This is a genomic window from Nitrosomonas communis, from assembly GCF_001007935.1.
GTDB lineage: Bacteria > Pseudomonadota > Gammaproteobacteria > Burkholderiales > Nitrosomonadaceae > Nitrosomonas > Nitrosomonas communis.
Window position 1 is genome coordinate 2883056 of record NZ_CP011451.1, and the last position, 16523, is coordinate 2899578.

Annotated in this window: 12 protein-coding genes; 4 read left to right on the plus strand and 8 right to left on the minus strand. The window is 44.2% G+C overall.

Translation table 11 applies throughout. From position 1 onward, the window contains the following. Positions 1 to 14: 14 nt before the first annotated feature. The 6 genes from AAW31_RS13040 to AAW31_RS13065 all read right to left on the minus strand — a co-directional run bounded on the left by AAW31_RS13040 (position 15) and on the right by AAW31_RS13065 (position 8586). A complete protein-coding gene (locus tag AAW31_RS13040; protein WP_052752253.1) occupies positions 15 to 338 on the minus strand; it encodes a hypothetical protein in 324 nt (107 codons plus the stop codon). Between the two features lie 459 nt (positions 339 to 797). Beyond that, entirely contained in the window at positions 798 to 1175 is a 378-nt protein-coding gene (locus AAW31_RS13045) for a hypothetical protein (RefSeq protein ID WP_046850551.1), read from the minus strand. A 149-nt stretch (positions 1176 to 1324) separates the two neighbouring features. After that, positions 1325 to 2329, minus strand: a complete 1005-nt coding sequence (sohB, locus tag AAW31_RS13050) for a protease SohB (RefSeq protein ID WP_046850552.1) — start codon at positions 2327 to 2329, stop codon at positions 1325 to 1327. 168 nt (positions 2330 to 2497) lie between these two features. After that, a complete protein-coding gene (putA, locus tag AAW31_RS13055; RefSeq protein ID WP_046850553.1) occupies positions 2498 to 5617 on the minus strand; it encodes a bifunctional proline dehydrogenase/L-glutamate gamma-semialdehyde dehydrogenase PutA in 3120 nt (1039 codons plus the stop codon). A 39-nt stretch (positions 5618 to 5656) separates the two neighbouring features. Further along, entirely contained in the window at positions 5657 to 7372 is a 1716-nt protein-coding gene (locus AAW31_RS13060; RefSeq protein ID WP_158441529.1) for a diguanylate cyclase, read from the minus strand. A gap of 374 nt (positions 7373 to 7746) precedes the next feature. Beyond that, on the minus strand, positions 7747 to 8586 hold the full coding sequence (locus AAW31_RS13065; protein WP_235264374.1) for a hypothetical protein: 840 nt from the start codon (positions 8584 to 8586) through the stop codon (positions 7747 to 7749). Positions 8587 to 8723: 137 nt separating this feature from the next. Here AAW31_RS13065 and AAW31_RS13070 point away from each other — a divergent pair, with 137 nt between their 5' ends. Continuing rightward, entirely contained in the window at positions 8724 to 9524 is an 801-nt protein-coding gene (locus AAW31_RS13070; protein WP_046850555.1) for a hypothetical protein, read from the plus strand. A gap of 306 nt (positions 9525 to 9830) precedes the next feature. Here AAW31_RS13070 and AAW31_RS13075 read toward each other — a convergent pair whose 3' ends face one another. Then, positions 9831 to 12011: a galactose oxidase early set domain-containing protein gene (locus AAW31_RS13075; protein ID WP_046850556.1), complete on the minus strand. Its 2181-nt coding sequence runs from the start codon at positions 12009 to 12011 to the stop codon at positions 9831 to 9833. Positions 12012 to 12567: 556 nt separating this feature from the next. On the opposite strand from AAW31_RS13075, the gene AAW31_RS19115 reads away from it, so the two are divergent. From AAW31_RS19115 to AAW31_RS13085, 3 genes are all read left to right on the plus strand, one after another. Continuing rightward, positions 12568 to 12750: a hypothetical protein gene (locus AAW31_RS19115; RefSeq protein ID WP_144412963.1), complete on the plus strand. Its 183-nt coding sequence runs from the start codon at positions 12568 to 12570 to the stop codon at positions 12748 to 12750. A gap of 315 nt (positions 12751 to 13065) precedes the next feature. Next, complete coding sequence (locus tag AAW31_RS23735) at positions 13066 to 13248, plus strand: hypothetical protein (protein ID WP_392390535.1); 183 nt, start codon at positions 13066 to 13068, stop codon at positions 13246 to 13248. 299 nt (positions 13249 to 13547) lie between these two features. After that, the gene (locus AAW31_RS13085) at positions 13548 to 15275 is read left to right on the plus strand and encodes a GGDEF/EAL domain-containing response regulator (protein ID WP_046850557.1); all 1728 of its coding nucleotides are present in this window, start codon (positions 13548 to 13550) and stop codon (positions 15273 to 15275) included. Between the two features lie 161 nt (positions 15276 to 15436). Here AAW31_RS13085 and AAW31_RS13090 read toward each other — a convergent pair whose 3' ends face one another. Then, positions 15437 to 16441 (minus strand): DUF3616 domain-containing protein, encoded by a 1005-nt coding sequence (locus tag AAW31_RS13090; RefSeq protein WP_052752255.1) that lies wholly within the window; start codon positions 16439 to 16441, stop codon positions 15437 to 15439. Positions 16442 to 16523 lie beyond the last annotated feature (82 nt).

Sequence of the window (16523 nt, forward strand, 5' to 3'; positions counted from 1 at the left end):
ATAAATACTTATAATCATTGTTGGGCCAAATTCCTGATCCGGTGAATTTGATATTTTCTTAAATCTTTTGCAAGGAGGTGATTAGGCATAGGGCGAAGATGAGTAAGTGAGATAACGTAACTCTCTTCGGTTTTAAATGGAAATTCCAAAGTGCATGATATGCCACCTTCATCTCCCAAATAATGAACATCGATAATTTCTAGGCGTTGATTAGTTTTGAGTTTTATATTTCGCTGTTCTAATAGCGAAACAAATCTTTTAGATGGATAAACAGGAATTGGTAAACAATTCTTCATTTTATTCATCAATTCCATTGCTTCTTGATAATCATCGATCATGACGCACAAACACTTATATTATTATTTACCAATCTGCCGATTCATAGCCATTTTGAGCTAGGCCTAACGAATAACTTTATCCGGTGTCATCTTCAAGTTGCAATAAGCGCTGCTCTATCGACGGGGGATAAACTTTGTTGAACTAAACTCGCGGGAAAGATATGCTTATGAGAATTGTAAGTTTGCGGAAGGAAAAGTCAACTAACAGTTGTGACGAGCAGTATCGGGTGTGCTAAAAAAGAGCGCTCTGGTGTAACTGGACTGTTATGTTTGCTTCTAGATCTTTGTCTGGATGGATCCATCTCAGACCTACTCAGCCTACATGAGCGCACGCATCCTCGACGGATTCATGAAAAGATGGCACTTATTGTCTTACAAAATGAATGAATTAACCGACAAATAAGCTTAGCGGAAAGTAGTTGACTGAAGCATCAAGTTATATCTTTAAAACACCTATTTTTATGTTTCAGAATCTAGAATTCTACATATATCCCCGATTACTTCTTGCAATTTCTTACTGGATAATGACTTCATAGAATACTCTTTATTTAATTCTCTGGCGTTTGAGCTATTATTGAAAGTCTCAATTAATTTTTTCTTTGTCCATTTTTTTGTAACAAATCCAGGGGACAAAATATATTGCTCTGGAAAATACCAAAATTCACTTCCTGTTGAATCAACTATCCGAGTTTTGTTTTCAGCTCCTTCCAAGGGCAAGGATACACAGATTTCAGCCAATTGCTTAAGGTTATGTGCAGAATACAATTTTTCGGAGGATATAATAAGTACAGGATATTCTGGTCTCCTGAGAAAGATTCTAAATTCCACTTCTTCCATAAATTCAATTTCTAGAAATAGTGTCAGTCATTACATCTTACAAAATAAACAAAAAATTAACTGACTGCTTGGTAAGCATAAATTATACTTCATGCACTATGCAATGACTGCCCCCATTCTGTACTGCAATTGCAAACCTGGCGTAATGGTCAACCATATTGCGCTTTGTCGAAAAAAAGTCGCTCAATCTGGAATCTCATTTTTTCACTCAATGACTTCTTGCTCACATATTTAATTTCATAAATATCGGCGTCTTTGCTGCTTTCCAGCAAGTAATCGTCACTAGTTTTCAACTCATCGACCAGCTTCTTTTCCAATGCACGTGTTCCTGGCCAACTTTCACCTGTAGAGACCTGAACGATGTCAATTTCAGGTCGGTGCTGAACGATAAATTCTTTAAACAACAGGTGAATATCCTCTATTTCTTCACGAAATTTAGCCTTCGCTTCATTGGTATTTTCACCAAACATGGTCACAGTTCTTTTAAATTCACCTGCTGTAAACTGTTCAAATTCAATGTCATGCTTTTTCAATACTTTATTAAAATTCGGTATCTGGGCAATTACACCAATAGAGCCTATGATAGAAAATGGCGCGGCCATAATACGATTCCCGACGCACGCCATCATATAACCGCCACTGGCAGCGACTTTATCAACTGAAACCGTGAGTGGAATGTTTTTCTTCCGAATACGCATAAGCTGGGATGCCCCCAGCCCATACCCATGGACTATGCCGCCACCGCTTTCCAATCGTACAAACACCTCATCGTTTTCAGTAGCCACCGTCAAAATAGCAGTAATCTCCTCTCTCAGTGATGATACGGCCGAAGCACGAATATCCCCATGAAAATCCAACACATAGATACGCTTTTTTGGGATGCCATTATTTGTACCGGCAACAATTCCTTTTAGTTTTTCTTTTTCCTCTTTTAGATATTTTTTTAATCCATTCTTATGTAATATGCTGGCATTCATCGCCATCGCCATATCATCATATTTTTTATTCAATTTTTTAATTTCAATAGACTCTTTTTTGCCTGATCGCTTTCTGCTGGACATAAACGCGAAGAACAGCGCCACTGCTATAATAGCAAGGATAATTGTTACGGTTTTCGCCAAAAATAATCCATAGTTAGTAAAGAATTCTGACATTGTCTTAATACCACCTTATATACTAAAGAAGTTAATTATTTCGCCATCTATTATCATCATATTTTTAGCATTATTCTTCAATGAAACTAAGGCACCTGTGTTTACAGTCATCAGCCTCACTTATCTGCTCAATCATTTTGTAAAAATTGATTATCTGAAGTAAACATTTTATTTTTTATCAATACCACCCCCCGATAACAACGCCACATTTCCCCCTACCGCTGCCGTATTGATGGTGACTACCCGTTCAGTAGCAAAGCGTTGCAAGTAGTGCGGACCGCCGGCTTTGGGTCCGGTACCGGAGAGCCCTTCACCACCGAAGGGTTGGGAACCAACCACAGCACCGATCATATTGCGGTTGACGTAAGTGTTACCGCAGCGTACGTGCCGCGTGATGTAGTCGATGATAGAATTGATGCGGCTGTGGATGCCGAGTGTCAGGCCGTAGCCGCTGTGGTTGATCGCATCAACTACTTCATTTAAGTAGCTGGCCTGATAGCGGATGATATGAAGAATGGGGCCAAATACTTCATGCTGGAGTTGACTGAATCTTTCAATCTCATAAATACGCGGGGCGAAGTAACTGCCCTGCTCGCTTCCTTGCGGTAGCGGTATCGCTTTGATCAGGCGCGCCTCCCGATCCATGCGTTCACAGTGCCGTTGCAGTTCGTCGCAGGCTGAAAGGCTGATAATGGGGCCAATATCGGTGCTGAGGTGAATAGGGTTGCCGATAAGCAATTCATCCATCGCGCCACTGAGCATTTCTATGATCTGTTCTGAGACTTCCTGTTGCAGAAAAAGTACGCGCAGTGCTGAGCAGCGCTGACCCGCACTGTTAAAGGCAGAAGTAATTACATCTTTCACTACCTGCTCCGGCAATGCTGAACTATCGACGATCATGCCGTTCTGCCCCCCCGTTTCAGCAATAAAAGGGAGTATACGCTCACCTTGGGTTAGCGCCTGGTTGATCTGGCACGCAGTGCTGTTAGAACCGGTAAAAGCGACACCGGCAATGCGCGCATCGCTTACCAGCTTCATGCCGATTTCGCTACCACTACCGGTAATGAAATGGAGCACCTTTTTAGGAACGCCGGCTTCGTGCAACAGACGCACCATATATGCGCCGCATAAGGGCGTAAGAGCCGCGGGCTTGGCTATCACGCTGTTGCCCGCAGCAAGTGCGGCAGTAATTTGGCCGGTGAAAATGGAAACCGGGAAATTCCATGGGCTGATGCAAATGAACACACCACGCCCGGTCAGCCGCAATTGATTACTTTCACCCGTGATCCCGGGCAATATAGCGGGATGGACAAAATGGTGGCGAGCCTGAGCAGCATAGTAGCGGCAGAAATCAATGGCTTCGCGCACTTCTCCGAGCGCATCATGAATGGTGCGCCCGCCTTCACGAATAATGAGCGCCATCAATTCAGCGCGTTGCTCTTCTAATAAATCAGCCGCTCGCTCCAACCGGGCGGCACGTTCGCTCGCATGCGTATTGCCCCATTCAGGTGCTGCTTGATAGGCAGTCTGGAGTGCTTTGTCAGCTGCGCTGCTATCAGCAAGGGTTACTTCACCGACAACATCAGTGTGATCGGCGGGGTTGAGAATAGTTTTTACCCTTCCTGTGAGAGTATGGCCATCCACTATCGGTGCCGCATGCCATAGTTGCTTAGATGCTATTTCCAATGCTTGCTTGAGGTGTATCTGCGCATCGGAATCAGCAAGATTGATGCCACTGGAATTAAGCCGCTCCTTACCGTAGAGCTGACGTGGCTGCGGAATCCATTGTTGGTGGCGTTCCAGTTCACTTAGCGGATCAGTTATGGTCTCATCAACTGTAACCTGTTCGTTCGCAATTTGATTGACAAAAGAACTATTGGCGCCATTTTCCAGCAACCGCCGCACCAGGTAGGGTAGCAACTCCTGGTAGTGGCCAACAGGTGCATAAACGCGGCATTTAAGCTGTGGGTATTCATCGAACACGGCGGTATAGAGAGCTTCACCCATACCATGCAAACGCTGAAACTCAAAAGACCGCTGCCCGGCCATGATAATAAGGGTGGCAACAGTGCGAGCATTATGCGTAGCAAATTGAGGATAAAAGAGTTCACCATGGTCGAGGAGCCGGCGTGCGCAGGCCAGATAGGAAACATCGGTCGCTGCCTTGCGAGTGAATACCGGATAACCGTCGAGACCGCGCTCCTGTGCCTGCTTGATTTCAGTATCCCAGTAAGCTCCTTTCACGAGACGGACAGGAATCTGGCGTTTACCCTCGCGAGCCAATTGTGCCAGCCAATCGATCACATTAATGGCTCGCTTCTGGTAAGCCTGCACCGCCAAGCCGAAACCGTGCCAACCGCTAAGTAATTCGTGACGATATACCGTTTCAAATAAATCAAGCGAAAGATCGAGCCGTTCTGCTTCTTCTGCGTCGATAGTCATGCTGATGTTGGCAGCTTTGGCAGCAACCGCCAGTTGCAGTATTCGTGGTGATAATTCATCCAGCACTCGCTGCCGCTTGGTATATTCATAACGAGGATGGAGTGCAGAAAGTTTCACTGAGATACCGGGATGCTTATGCAAGTCGCCAGGACTGATCTGTTCGCTAAGCACCGTAATAGCATGGTAATAGTGATCAAAATAACGCTCTGCATCGGCAGCAGTGAGTGCCGCCTCTCCGAGCATGTCAAAGGAATAGCGGTAACGTTGGTTTCTATCCTCCCGACTGTGCCTCAATGCCTCATCCAGGGTACTGCCCATCACAAACTGATGGCTGATAAGGCGCATCGCCTGCTTAATCGCCAGCCGAATGACCGGCTCGCCGCTGCGGCCAATAAGACGGCTGAATAGCGAGGAGGATTCCTCCAGCCTAACAATCCTACCTGTTAACAACATACCCCAGGTGGAAGCATTGACAAAAAATGAAGAGCTATGCCCAAGATGGCGCTCCCATTCAGCATTGGAAAGCTTATCCTGAATCAGTCGGTCAGCGGTCGCAGTATCAGGGATACGCAGCAGTGCTTCAGCCAGAGACATCAACAACACGCCTTCCTGGCTGCTGAGGTCATATTCATGCAATAATGCCCCAATGCCACCCTCTTCCCATTCTCTACTGCGTACCTTGTTCACCAAATGCCGCACTAGTGCCTGCACTTGCGCCTGTTCGCGCTCATTGAGCTGGATGAAGGGAAGTAAACAATTCAGCTGCTCAGCCTCCTCGCAGAGATAAGCATGATTGATAGCAGCTCGAACGGAGGTCAAGGATTGAAAGGGCGGGTCATGACTCATGATAAAGAACTCCCTCTTTTAGTCATTCGATAAAGATATTCAAGTTGCTTCCATCACCTCACGCCAGGTATTTCCACCAGCCCGCTTGGCTTCATACATCGCCAAATCCGCATGACGGCTCAGCTCCGCCAGGCTGCGACCATGGGTAGGATAGTGAGCCAGCCCCACGCTGGCTGATAAGCGATGACTGCGTGTGCCGACATGAACTGGCGCGCGAACCGCTTCCAGCAACCGTTTAATGACAGCTGTGACGATACCCGTACTGGCTGAAGGTGAAAGCAGCACCGCAAATTCGTCGCCACCTACCCGCGCCACCAAATCTTCCTGCCGCACACAAGCCTGCATACGCCGAGTCAAGGCGCACAGCACCTGATCACCTTCAGCATGGCCCCATTGATCGTTGACAGGTTTGAATTTATCCAAATCCACACTCAACAAGCTGAAGCCGTGATCAGCCTCACTTTCAGTATATAGCTTGAAGCGTTGTTCGAGGGCTCGGCGGTTAGGCAAACCGGTTAACTCGTCGATAAAAGCTGCCTTACTTGCATTGCGGAGACTCTTAATGCGCCCTGTCAGGGCTAATGAAAAAACCAAACTCGCCAGAGTCGCTGTCATCGGTATGGCCAGCTCGGTTAATCGGTTCGGTATTAACCACCCGCAGAGACTTAACAGCAAAAGGGTTATACCCGCCAATAGCAAGATATAAGCAACCAGGAAGTAGCGTGCTGACGTCATGCCCTGATACCAGCGCCGAATTGTGATATAAAGCACTAAAGCTGCAACCGGTAACGCTAGCCCAGTCAACACCAGAGATGGTAATTCATGCAAGCTAGCTACACGCATCGCAATGATCAGTAAGTAACTCAGCATGATGATCTGTAACAACCGGTGGGTGTTAGGCAGATAGGTGCGGGTACGAAAAAAACTCATAATGAAACCAGCCAAGGTCAACCCCCACAGGCTGGGTAATACAATGCGCCCCATGACTAGCCAGTGGGGCTCTTCGCGCCACCACCATTGAGCCGCGTGACCGTGCAAATAAACCAGGAGAGCGCCTAAGGCCAAAGTAGTCATCACATGCCAGCCGTAAACCGAGTCGCGCAAACTCAGCGCCATAAAAAGGTTATAGAGGCACATGACCAGCAATCCGCCATAGATGCCGCCTAACAGCAACTCACCCAGATGCTCATGGAATTCAAGATCATCCTCGTGCCACAATGTTACCGGAAAACTTGCACAACCCGGGTCATAGGCACGCAGATAAACTGGTCCATGCTCAGGCAGGACAAAAGCGTACTGACGCCACTCGCGTTCGCGTCCAGCCTTGAACGGCACCCGTTCACCAGATGTGATCTCCTCAAATTCTCCGAGTGCATTGCGTCGGTATAAGCGCAAATCATAGAGGCTGAATGGCTCAACGACCAGCCACCAGGGAGCGCTATATTCTGTCTCGGCGCGACGAAAATCCAACCGCAGCCACTGCGCGCCCGATCCAAGGCCCACGCCGCAGCGACCGCTGGCAGGAATGAAGTGCTGCGGTTCAGCCAGGATCTGTGACCAAGATAGCTGTGCAGTGGCATCGCTTGCTGCTGCTATTTGCTTGTTGATCACCACACCACTCAGCCCTCGTTCGATGAGCAACTCATCGGCTTGCGCTGGTGCGGGCAATCCCAGTAGCAGAGCTAATAGCAACAGTAGCAGACGAACATAATATTCATCAGGTGCGCAGTCACTCAAACGGCTTATTCGAAGCATTGGGCACCAACTGACCAATTGCACTTGTATAAGGATGGGAAGAATACTTAATTTATTTTGCATTATTGCAATGTGCTCAAAACATACGATATGCGTCTAAAAATACTGACAAGAATTGATGGCACCAGGTTGCATCTGGCTATCATCGCACAAACCCAAGAAGACTCGATTGTACTCTGGTGCTATTTAATCCATAGCAGATAAACCAAGTTGTACATCACATCAGCATAAAACCAATCGCTCATTAGTGATGAATGAACCTTATTCCATTCCCACATCAAGAATGACGCGAAGGTGAGCCGCAAGCAATATTAAAAATACGGCAAGGTAAAGCTGACAAAGTCAGGTTTGATTTAGAAATGGAAGTAATTGGCTCAATACAGGAAGACCATCGTTTTATCCGCTAATAACCCACTAGGTTGCGGACAGCGCTTCTCTTTGCCAAACCTTTTCTGGTAAGCAAACCGTGGATGCTGCAGCCACTTTTGTGAAAATCGCTGATTGGTAACAGCAAGATCAGCTTGATTACGAGAGACACTAAAATGCGCACAAATATGCTGATATGAGACACGCCGTTTCCAATAAACATAATGAATGCCATCCATACTCATCCATTCCGGTTGCTGTTCACAGAGTATCAATTGCTTACGTGCTGCTAACTCAATCAAACCCTGATGGATTACCTTTGCTCGTTCAACTGCTTCATTCCTGGAAAGCTGGCAAGAGGGATAAAACAGATTCCGAAAAAGCTGATAGCGCCATTCTGGCATCGATTCAATCGACACAATCGGCAAATTGGTCATGACAATATACGCTGACTGTTTCTGCAATTGCTCGACACACCAGGTAACCCACTGCAGAATTTGGTGTGGCGGGAATCCATAGAGGACATCGTTGCCAATATCAGTCAAAAAGGCATAGGTGGGTCGTGTATTCCCCGCCTCGAGTTGTGACCATAAATCACAAGCAATAATACCTGGTAATTCGCGTATCAGCACTTGACTGCTCTCTCCATAAGAACGACCATGGCCCACAGCAGCCAGCACTTCACTGGGTCCACCACAATGATGTTGAATCTGCTGAATAATCAAGCGCAAAGACAAGGTCAAATTACTGGCACCTAACAGGACAATCCGATTTACTGGAGAAGACTGCTGATATAAGGCCGTTAGCATCGCTTGATTCATGAAGTCATTCACTCTTGTTTTTTTCATATAAATCAAATTACAAGCTTAACCCAGATAAACCTCTCAAGAATAGTGTACGATTTAATCATATTTAGTCATGATAGGCGCTTCTCATATGTATTCTGTTGGTTAAAAGGCTAAAACAGCCTACTATAATTAAACTTATGTTGGTAAATGTTTCAAACCATGCAAATCATTTCGGTAAAAAATCAATTGCGCGATTGCGCACATTTTGCGAAAAAATTTTGATGAAAAAATGCTGCTTTCTCAATATCAGTACTTTTCTTCTGGTATGGATTCTGATCACTGAACCAATTTTTGCAAGTTTATTAATTATTGATACGAAAGGTTATGCTTCTGGCAGATTGAGTAGCGTAAGTCTTGAAAGGACTTTTAACAACGCCTATGTTGGCGAGGTACTACTTGGCTATGACAGCATAACTTTTATCAGTTTTGGCAATCAGCCGCCTAATTTAGTTTCTAATCCGTGGCAGTTTTGTTTTGAAAAAGATCGTTATAAAGCGATCGAAAAGTTTATCGGCAATAATGTTGTGCTTGAATTTAAAACACCCAAGAAAAATTCATTACTTTCTTGTTCTGCAACGAATGAATTAATGGCAATCTATCCAGTAGATGAAACCCAGGCAATAGAACAAGCTCATTTTATTGGCAGCATTCATACCAATGATCCTGAAATATCCTCTGGGGTCGAATTTGGTAGAATAGTCAACGTGATTGAAAATAAAGATCGCTTTAGAAATTATTTCTTGACCATCCAGATGGGAAGTGGAGGAAGCAAATTCCGCCATTTTGTTATGGATGACCCTGATTTATTTGATTTTGCTGTCAAATGCCTAAAAATGGCGGCAAGGGTAAAAATACATTATAGTGAGCGTTTCTCTATGAGAAATCTTTTTGGACTGAGCTCGATGTCATTTGTCTCGGAAATAGAAGTGGTTGATTAAAAACTTCATCCATAAAAAGTAAAGATCAAAATGGACAATGATTCCCAGATGATAAAATTGGTGCCATTAAGTTTTTTGAAAGTCCTTAACAGGCAGTTGAAAAACCAACCCACGACGCTGCTGTTGCGAAATTAAAAACAGGCTCAGAATGCTCATTTATCAGGTATAAACTTCGCTTTTTTTGCCTGTTTTCATCTATCATCAACTACCTCAAATATGCGATTCAACAGCTTATTACTTTTCCTGGTTCGAAGAGCGCCCAGTGCTCTCAAGAAGACAAGATCAAACGCTCTTCGATAATTACCACTAGCTTGCTGGCGTACCTTTTAACTGTATCAACTTAGCTACACTGGGAACACCTTTATCATCCACCACAAACAGCATGTAATGCATAGGGACGGCAAGACCAGGAAAAGCTGGTGCTTGTACCAACAACTTATCCTTCTTTTGCTCAAACCATAGTTTCACATAACGCTTACCCCAGTCCCAGTTATGAGTGATTGGTCCAAATGCAATGAGGGCGACTGATTTGATGTTGCCCGCTCCCTCTGAAAGCTGGATATTAAATCGCCGATGATAGGAAATCTCCTCAGGTGCGTCTTTTATCTCAGGACGGGATCCTCCTTTAAAGAAATAGGGGGGTTTGTAAAGTTGGGCCACTGGTATGCCAAGGTCGATATGTTGCTCATCTCCATGCAAATCCGTCGCATTGCCGCCTAGCAAAGCGACAGTACCATCCGGTAGCAAGGCGATCGTCGAATGATCGTGCCCAGCGATTTTCCGATCGACAAGCGTTTCAATTGTGTCAGTCTGTGGATCATACAGCTGCAGGTGGAACGAATTAACCCACGGTCCCCGTCCTGACACTACCCCACCTGATATAAGTACTTTGCCATCAGGCAGGACGGTGGTATTGTTTTGTTGGACAGGCAAATAAAGTTTTGCATTGCTCTGCTTGTATTTTGGCGACGAATCCTGGAAGTCGATCGTTTCAATTAAGTCCCTGGCACATGTTTCCGGTACAGGGTCTGCATCTGTACCGCTACAATCCCCACCGAAAAGAACCACTTTCTGCGAGACGCCATGGCCTATATTATCAGTTTCCCACAATTGAGCGCCTGCTCCAAAATTATGAGCATTTTTGGCCTGGTCCACGAACTGATAGTAATTCTCAGCCGGGGTGTCACGGCTGGAATCTGCCTTCGTGGCTTTCACGTCAAGCAGATAGGTCTTGCCGGTGTAGGTATATGGATCATATTGTCTGGCGACGCTCAGAAGCGGGCGTCCCAATATTGGCTTGCCGTTTCCATCTTTTTCAAGCGAATTTGGGCTTACCTCACCGATAATCGCTACCTTCCAATCTTTTACTTTATTACCCGTTTGTACCGGGTAAACGCGCGGAAAGGTATTATGGTGCTTTCTCGCATTCTCGAGTGCTATAGTGCTGTCTGTTTCAGGATCATAAATCTCTGGCACTACCTGAGTAACCAAGGAGCAGTTGACGTGCGTGTTGCGCGTCTCTGCGGTGCAACCTCCAGGAGGGTTTCCCGGAAGCAAACTGGTATTACGATCTGTGCCGGCAACGATGAGCACTGTCTCGTCGGGCAATAGAGCCCCGCTCGGGTACCAGCGCTGGTATTTCATGTCGGATGGATCCACAGGATCGGTGTTGTTTTCATTGTTAGCGTTTGGAAAATCAGGAAAATCCTGTGGGAGGCTTTGTGGTGTAAGCTGATCAAAGATATCGAGATAAGCTGCCTTGACCGGCGGGACCACCCGTTGTGCCCAGGATTCGTCTCTAGGATCGAAGACAGTCAGTTTCCGGATACCATTGTTGCCCCCTTTGTCGTGACCGCCAATAAACAGCCATTTTCCATCTGAGAGCGCGACGTTACCGGAACAGAACATGTTATAATCCAAACCCTTACTATTGCCGGCATCGGAGAAGGCGGCATCATTCAAGGCGAAGTCCGCCTTAGTCACTAGTTCATTAGGCGGATCATTTTCATCGATCAGACTGAAGTGATCAGTTTGCTTGAACGCATCCGCATGGGTGACATCCCAACATACAAAATTTTCGCGAGCTGTGTTTCCTTTAGTGTTGCTTTCATCCAGCCCATGCGTTCCCTCACTGAATCCGGCACCACCATAAACAAAATGCCTGAAAGGTTCGAACAGTTGGTCATGCCCATTCTCATCTTTGAAAGTAAGATGAAATCCTGCATACTCCGATGGTCGCATCCCCATGCAGATCTTCGGTTTTGATGCTTTAGTCCATGTCAAGCCAGCATGAATGGCATCTTTTGGAACTGGAATAAGCTTACTAAGTTCACCACACTTTACCGGATCAGTCCCCTTGTCGAATTCGCAAGTGCCGTTAGGGTCATGATGGGCAACTGCGAGTGGTACGCTAGCAAATGCCACTGCTATCGCGGAGAGCACCGCGAGCTGGATTTTTCGTGGCAAGAATAATTTTGAACTAACCATTTTGCTTCCTTTTCTCAAATTGGAAATAAATCATGTCTTTACCAAAACACCTATAAACTCCTTCTTAAAAAGTGAAGTTACAAAAAATAATATTGAGGATAGCCCGGATGGGTTAAGAATCGATCAATTTCCTATACTTCATATAAAGCAACGCAGCAGCAGTAGATGAAAATACAATTCTACAATCCTGTCATATTACAAATGGATATTAAGGGATAGCAAAGAGGCAGACAATAATGCAATTGCATCCATTCTTATCTCTCATTATTAAGATTAAAAAATAAAGCACCAGATTATTATCGAAGTGTTACCAAATAATGGGCACCTCTAAAAATTCAGATTTTTAAACAGGACGAGTCGAGAACAAAAGATGTTGACGCAGCATATAGTTGATATGTAATAATAATTTATGGTGAGCAACAAAGTATTGTGACGAAATATGAATTTTTAGAGGCGCCCTAATAAAAAACCTGCAAAAGCTCTTGACTAACTTTTTAGTATCGTCAGCTATTTATGCTTATGTGTAAGCTCTACGACCTACATATGCATGTTTTTTGTGGCATCTGCTATCCGGAATATCAGCGACCGAACAAAAATCCAAAAACAATTGAAACAGCATGTTCGTGAGTTTAGTCGCTCCAATGCCGAGCTGGAACAATTTATCTATGTTGCTTCCGATGACTTACAAGAGCCTCTACGCATCGTCGGAAGTTTCGCCCAGTTTAAGCCAGCGATATGAAAGAAAATCAGATAAGGACACTAACGAATTCATTGGTTATATTGTCGACGAGGCAAACAGAATACGGGTATTGATTAATGATTTGCTTACTTTTTCCCGAACTAGTACCAGTGGAAAGGAATTTGAGCCTATGGATATCAATGAAGTAGTCAACGTGTATTGCAAAATTTGCAGTTCTCCATTAAGGAAATCCATGCTGAAGTGACATGGGATTTCCTGCCAATATGGCGGCTGATGCCTCTCAAATACATCAGCCTTCAAAATTTAAACGGTAATATCATCAAGTTTCATGAAGAAAAATCACCGTAAATACATATATCAGCAAAGCAAGAGGTAAATAAATTTATTTTCACCGTAAGGAATAACCGTATTGGTATTGAACCCGAGTACGCAGAAAGGATTTTCATACCTTTCTACCGACTGCATGGCAAATGTACAAGACTAGGTTTGACGAGATTTAAAAAAATGCTGAACGCCATGGGTGCGTATCTGGATTGAATCGAAGCCAAGCCAAGGCTCAAGCTTTTTCTTCACTATTCGATATTAAATTAACCTGATGTGGGAACTCAAGCTATAGTTACCACTCAAATCAGACTACCCTTCCGTATCCTCTTAGTGGAAGGCAATCGTTGCTAATTTGCGTTTAACTCAAGAGTTATGTAACGAAACTAAGGAACCTGGATTAGTTCGTCAAGGTAGTCCGTAGTATTGAAGATTTGTAGTTGACCGAAGGCAGATTGCCTTCGAGAGTTGAAGTTGAATAGCAACGATAGTCATGGCATCAGGGATGTCTGATCATGAACAATGAACTCATCAAAGTCTTATTGTTAGAAGATAATCAAGTTGATTTGCCTCTCGTGCATGAGATGCTGAGCGAATCAAGACGAGAAAAATTCGTACTTAAATACGTCGATCGCTTGCAACATGCGCTAGATCTTCTTATTAAAGAACAGTTCGATGTAATGTTACTGGACCTCCAATTACCTGATGCCTATGGGTTATCAGCATTAATTGGAGTACAGACCTTAGCGCCGAATTTACCTATCGTGGTGCGCAGTGAGGTCAATGATGAACAACTTGCTATTGATGCCGTTCATAGTGGAGCGCAGGATTATATCGTTAGAGGTGAAGAAAGTAGTCCTTTACTTATCAAGGCGTTACGATATGCGATTGAGCGCAAACGTAGTGAGCAAAGTCTTGCTTATTTGGCGCATTATGATCCCCTTACCGATTTGCCTAACCGGGAATTATTTCGAGAACGCTTGAATCGAGCACAAGAGCGCACTAAGCGGTCAGGATATATGGTTGCCTTGATGTTTCTGGATTTAGATCACTTCAAGGATATCAATGATACATTGGGACATGACGCAGGCGATCAATTGCTGAAATTTGCAGCCCAAAGATTGAAACACTGCGTGCGAACCGAGGACACCATTGCACGTCTGGGTGGCGATGAATTCACAATTATTCTGGAACAAATAGAGCACAAAAAAGATGCTGCCAATATAGCGCAAAAGATCGTCGATGAAATGTCGCAATCATTTTTATTGAATGATAAAGATGTTTTCGTAACCATGAGTATCGGCATTGCGATATATAAAGAAGGAGACCAGACCTCGGAAGAATTAATAAAACATGCTGATATGGCGTTGTATGCAGCCAAAGCGAAAGGACGTAGCAATTATCAGTTCTTTGAAGCAAAAATGAATACTCTGATTACCCAACGCATGGCGATGATAAAAAATTTAAAGCTTGCCTTGGAGCGAAATGAATTTATTTTACATTACCAACCTCAGGTAGATCTGAGCATAAATCAACTGGTTGGTGTGGAAGCGTTATTACGTTGGCAACATCCTGAAATGGGATTGTTGCAACCTAATAATTTTATTCCTCTATTGGAAGAAACCGGCTTGATTATACCAGTCGGAGAGTGGGTGTTACATACAGCTTGTCAGCAATGTCGCCTATGGCGAGAGGCTGGTTTTCCCAGAGTTCGTATATCAGTTAACTTATCAGCCAAACAATTTCGCCAGCTTCAATTGGCAAATACCGTTAAGAAGACGCTTGACGAAACAGGAATGGATCCAGAACACCTTCATTTGGAAGTGACAGAGAGTCTCTTGTTATCTAATGTTGCCGAAACAATCTCCATCTTAAATGAATTGAATGATCTCGGCGTGCATATATCTTTAGATGATTTTGGAACAGGTTATTCATCATTAAACTATCTGCATCGCTATCCTTTTGCCAGCCTGAAAATCGATCAGTCCTTTGTAAAAAGTATTACTCGCAATTCTAAAAGTGCAGCTATTATTTCTGCGATCATCTCGCTTGCCCACAACTTGGGATTGAAGGTAGTAGCTGAAGGGGTTGAATACCATGAACAATTACCAGCCTTGTTGAATATGAAATGTGATGAAGCGCAAGGATATATTTTTGGTGTTCCCCTGTCTTCAGCAACTTGTGAAACGATGTTCAAAAATATCTTCAATCAGAACTCGAAATTCTATGTTCGCAAGCCCTAAAATTAATGGATGAAAAAAGGACCATAATCATCACCACTTCTTTTTTCTGATTTACTTACAGCACTAATGGCGCGAAGGCGAACCGCAGACAGTATCAATAATACGGCATGAAGCCAACAAATCCAGTTTTGATTTGGAAATAAAATTAACAGAACGTTTCCTCATGGTTCTATATTTACCCAAATACTGCGAAAAACTTTTTCCTGAGACTGAGCCAAATCTTTACAATACTGGCCTTTTCTCAATTTCGATCCATCATCACTGAGAATCTGGACTTTGTTTTTTTCCTTCGGATAAACGATCAATGCCTCTGGATTCATCCCCTCAAAATCAATCTTACTAATTAGTCTGGGTGGCTCGGATGAATTACCTGACCATTGATAAAATTGGAACTTCCCATTATCATCATACGGTCCTGCGATAATAAAGTACGCGCCGTTAATATCTGAATATTCGATACTGCGTATGCCTAAACCATCCAGTGCCAGGTAAATCGGTTTGCCCAACTTTGGCTGTTCATTTCCAGTAATGACTTCTTGCGGATTTTCCAACGGAACCAGTAGTGCCTTTCCGCCTGGAATAGGATTACGGAATCCAATTAATAAATTGCCTTGAGGGGTTCTTGTTAACCCTTCTATGTTGAGCCCATTCATGGATTCTGGCGCTTTTTTGGCAGATTTTCCAAGTTGATAGGGCTTTAGTTCTGCGGAATCGTCGAGAGCTTTAGCTAACCCAACATAAGGTTTGCCAATAGGTTTCAAATAGAACTTACCGTCAATAGTTTCAATTTCCGTCGCAAAGAAACGGTGACGGTTGAGACGCTCCTTGCCATCTTTGTTTGCACCATGCGAGGCGATCCAGTAGATGTAGTTTTGAATAAGAGTGGCTCCTTCAATATCGATTTCTCGGTGCTTTGGATCGATTTCCAGAAATGAAGAAAGATCCTGCGAATAAATCGGCTCACCGGATTTATCCCTCTTATAGATCCTCAGTAGGTTGTCTTCGTCGTTGGCGACGATAAACATATCCGGTTCGACAGGAACAGCTGCGGATGCATCACACATGCCATAGTGCTGGGTAACGGACAAGGACTTATCTGCGATAACAGATGGCACAAGAAATGTGGCCGTGATAGCAATTGTCAAACTGAAAGGTTTTATATTCATAAAAATGCTCCTGGCTTGTTGAGCCATTATTTACCCTGGCATCATTATTGATAATTAAATGAAATTCTTGCATCCTCCGACC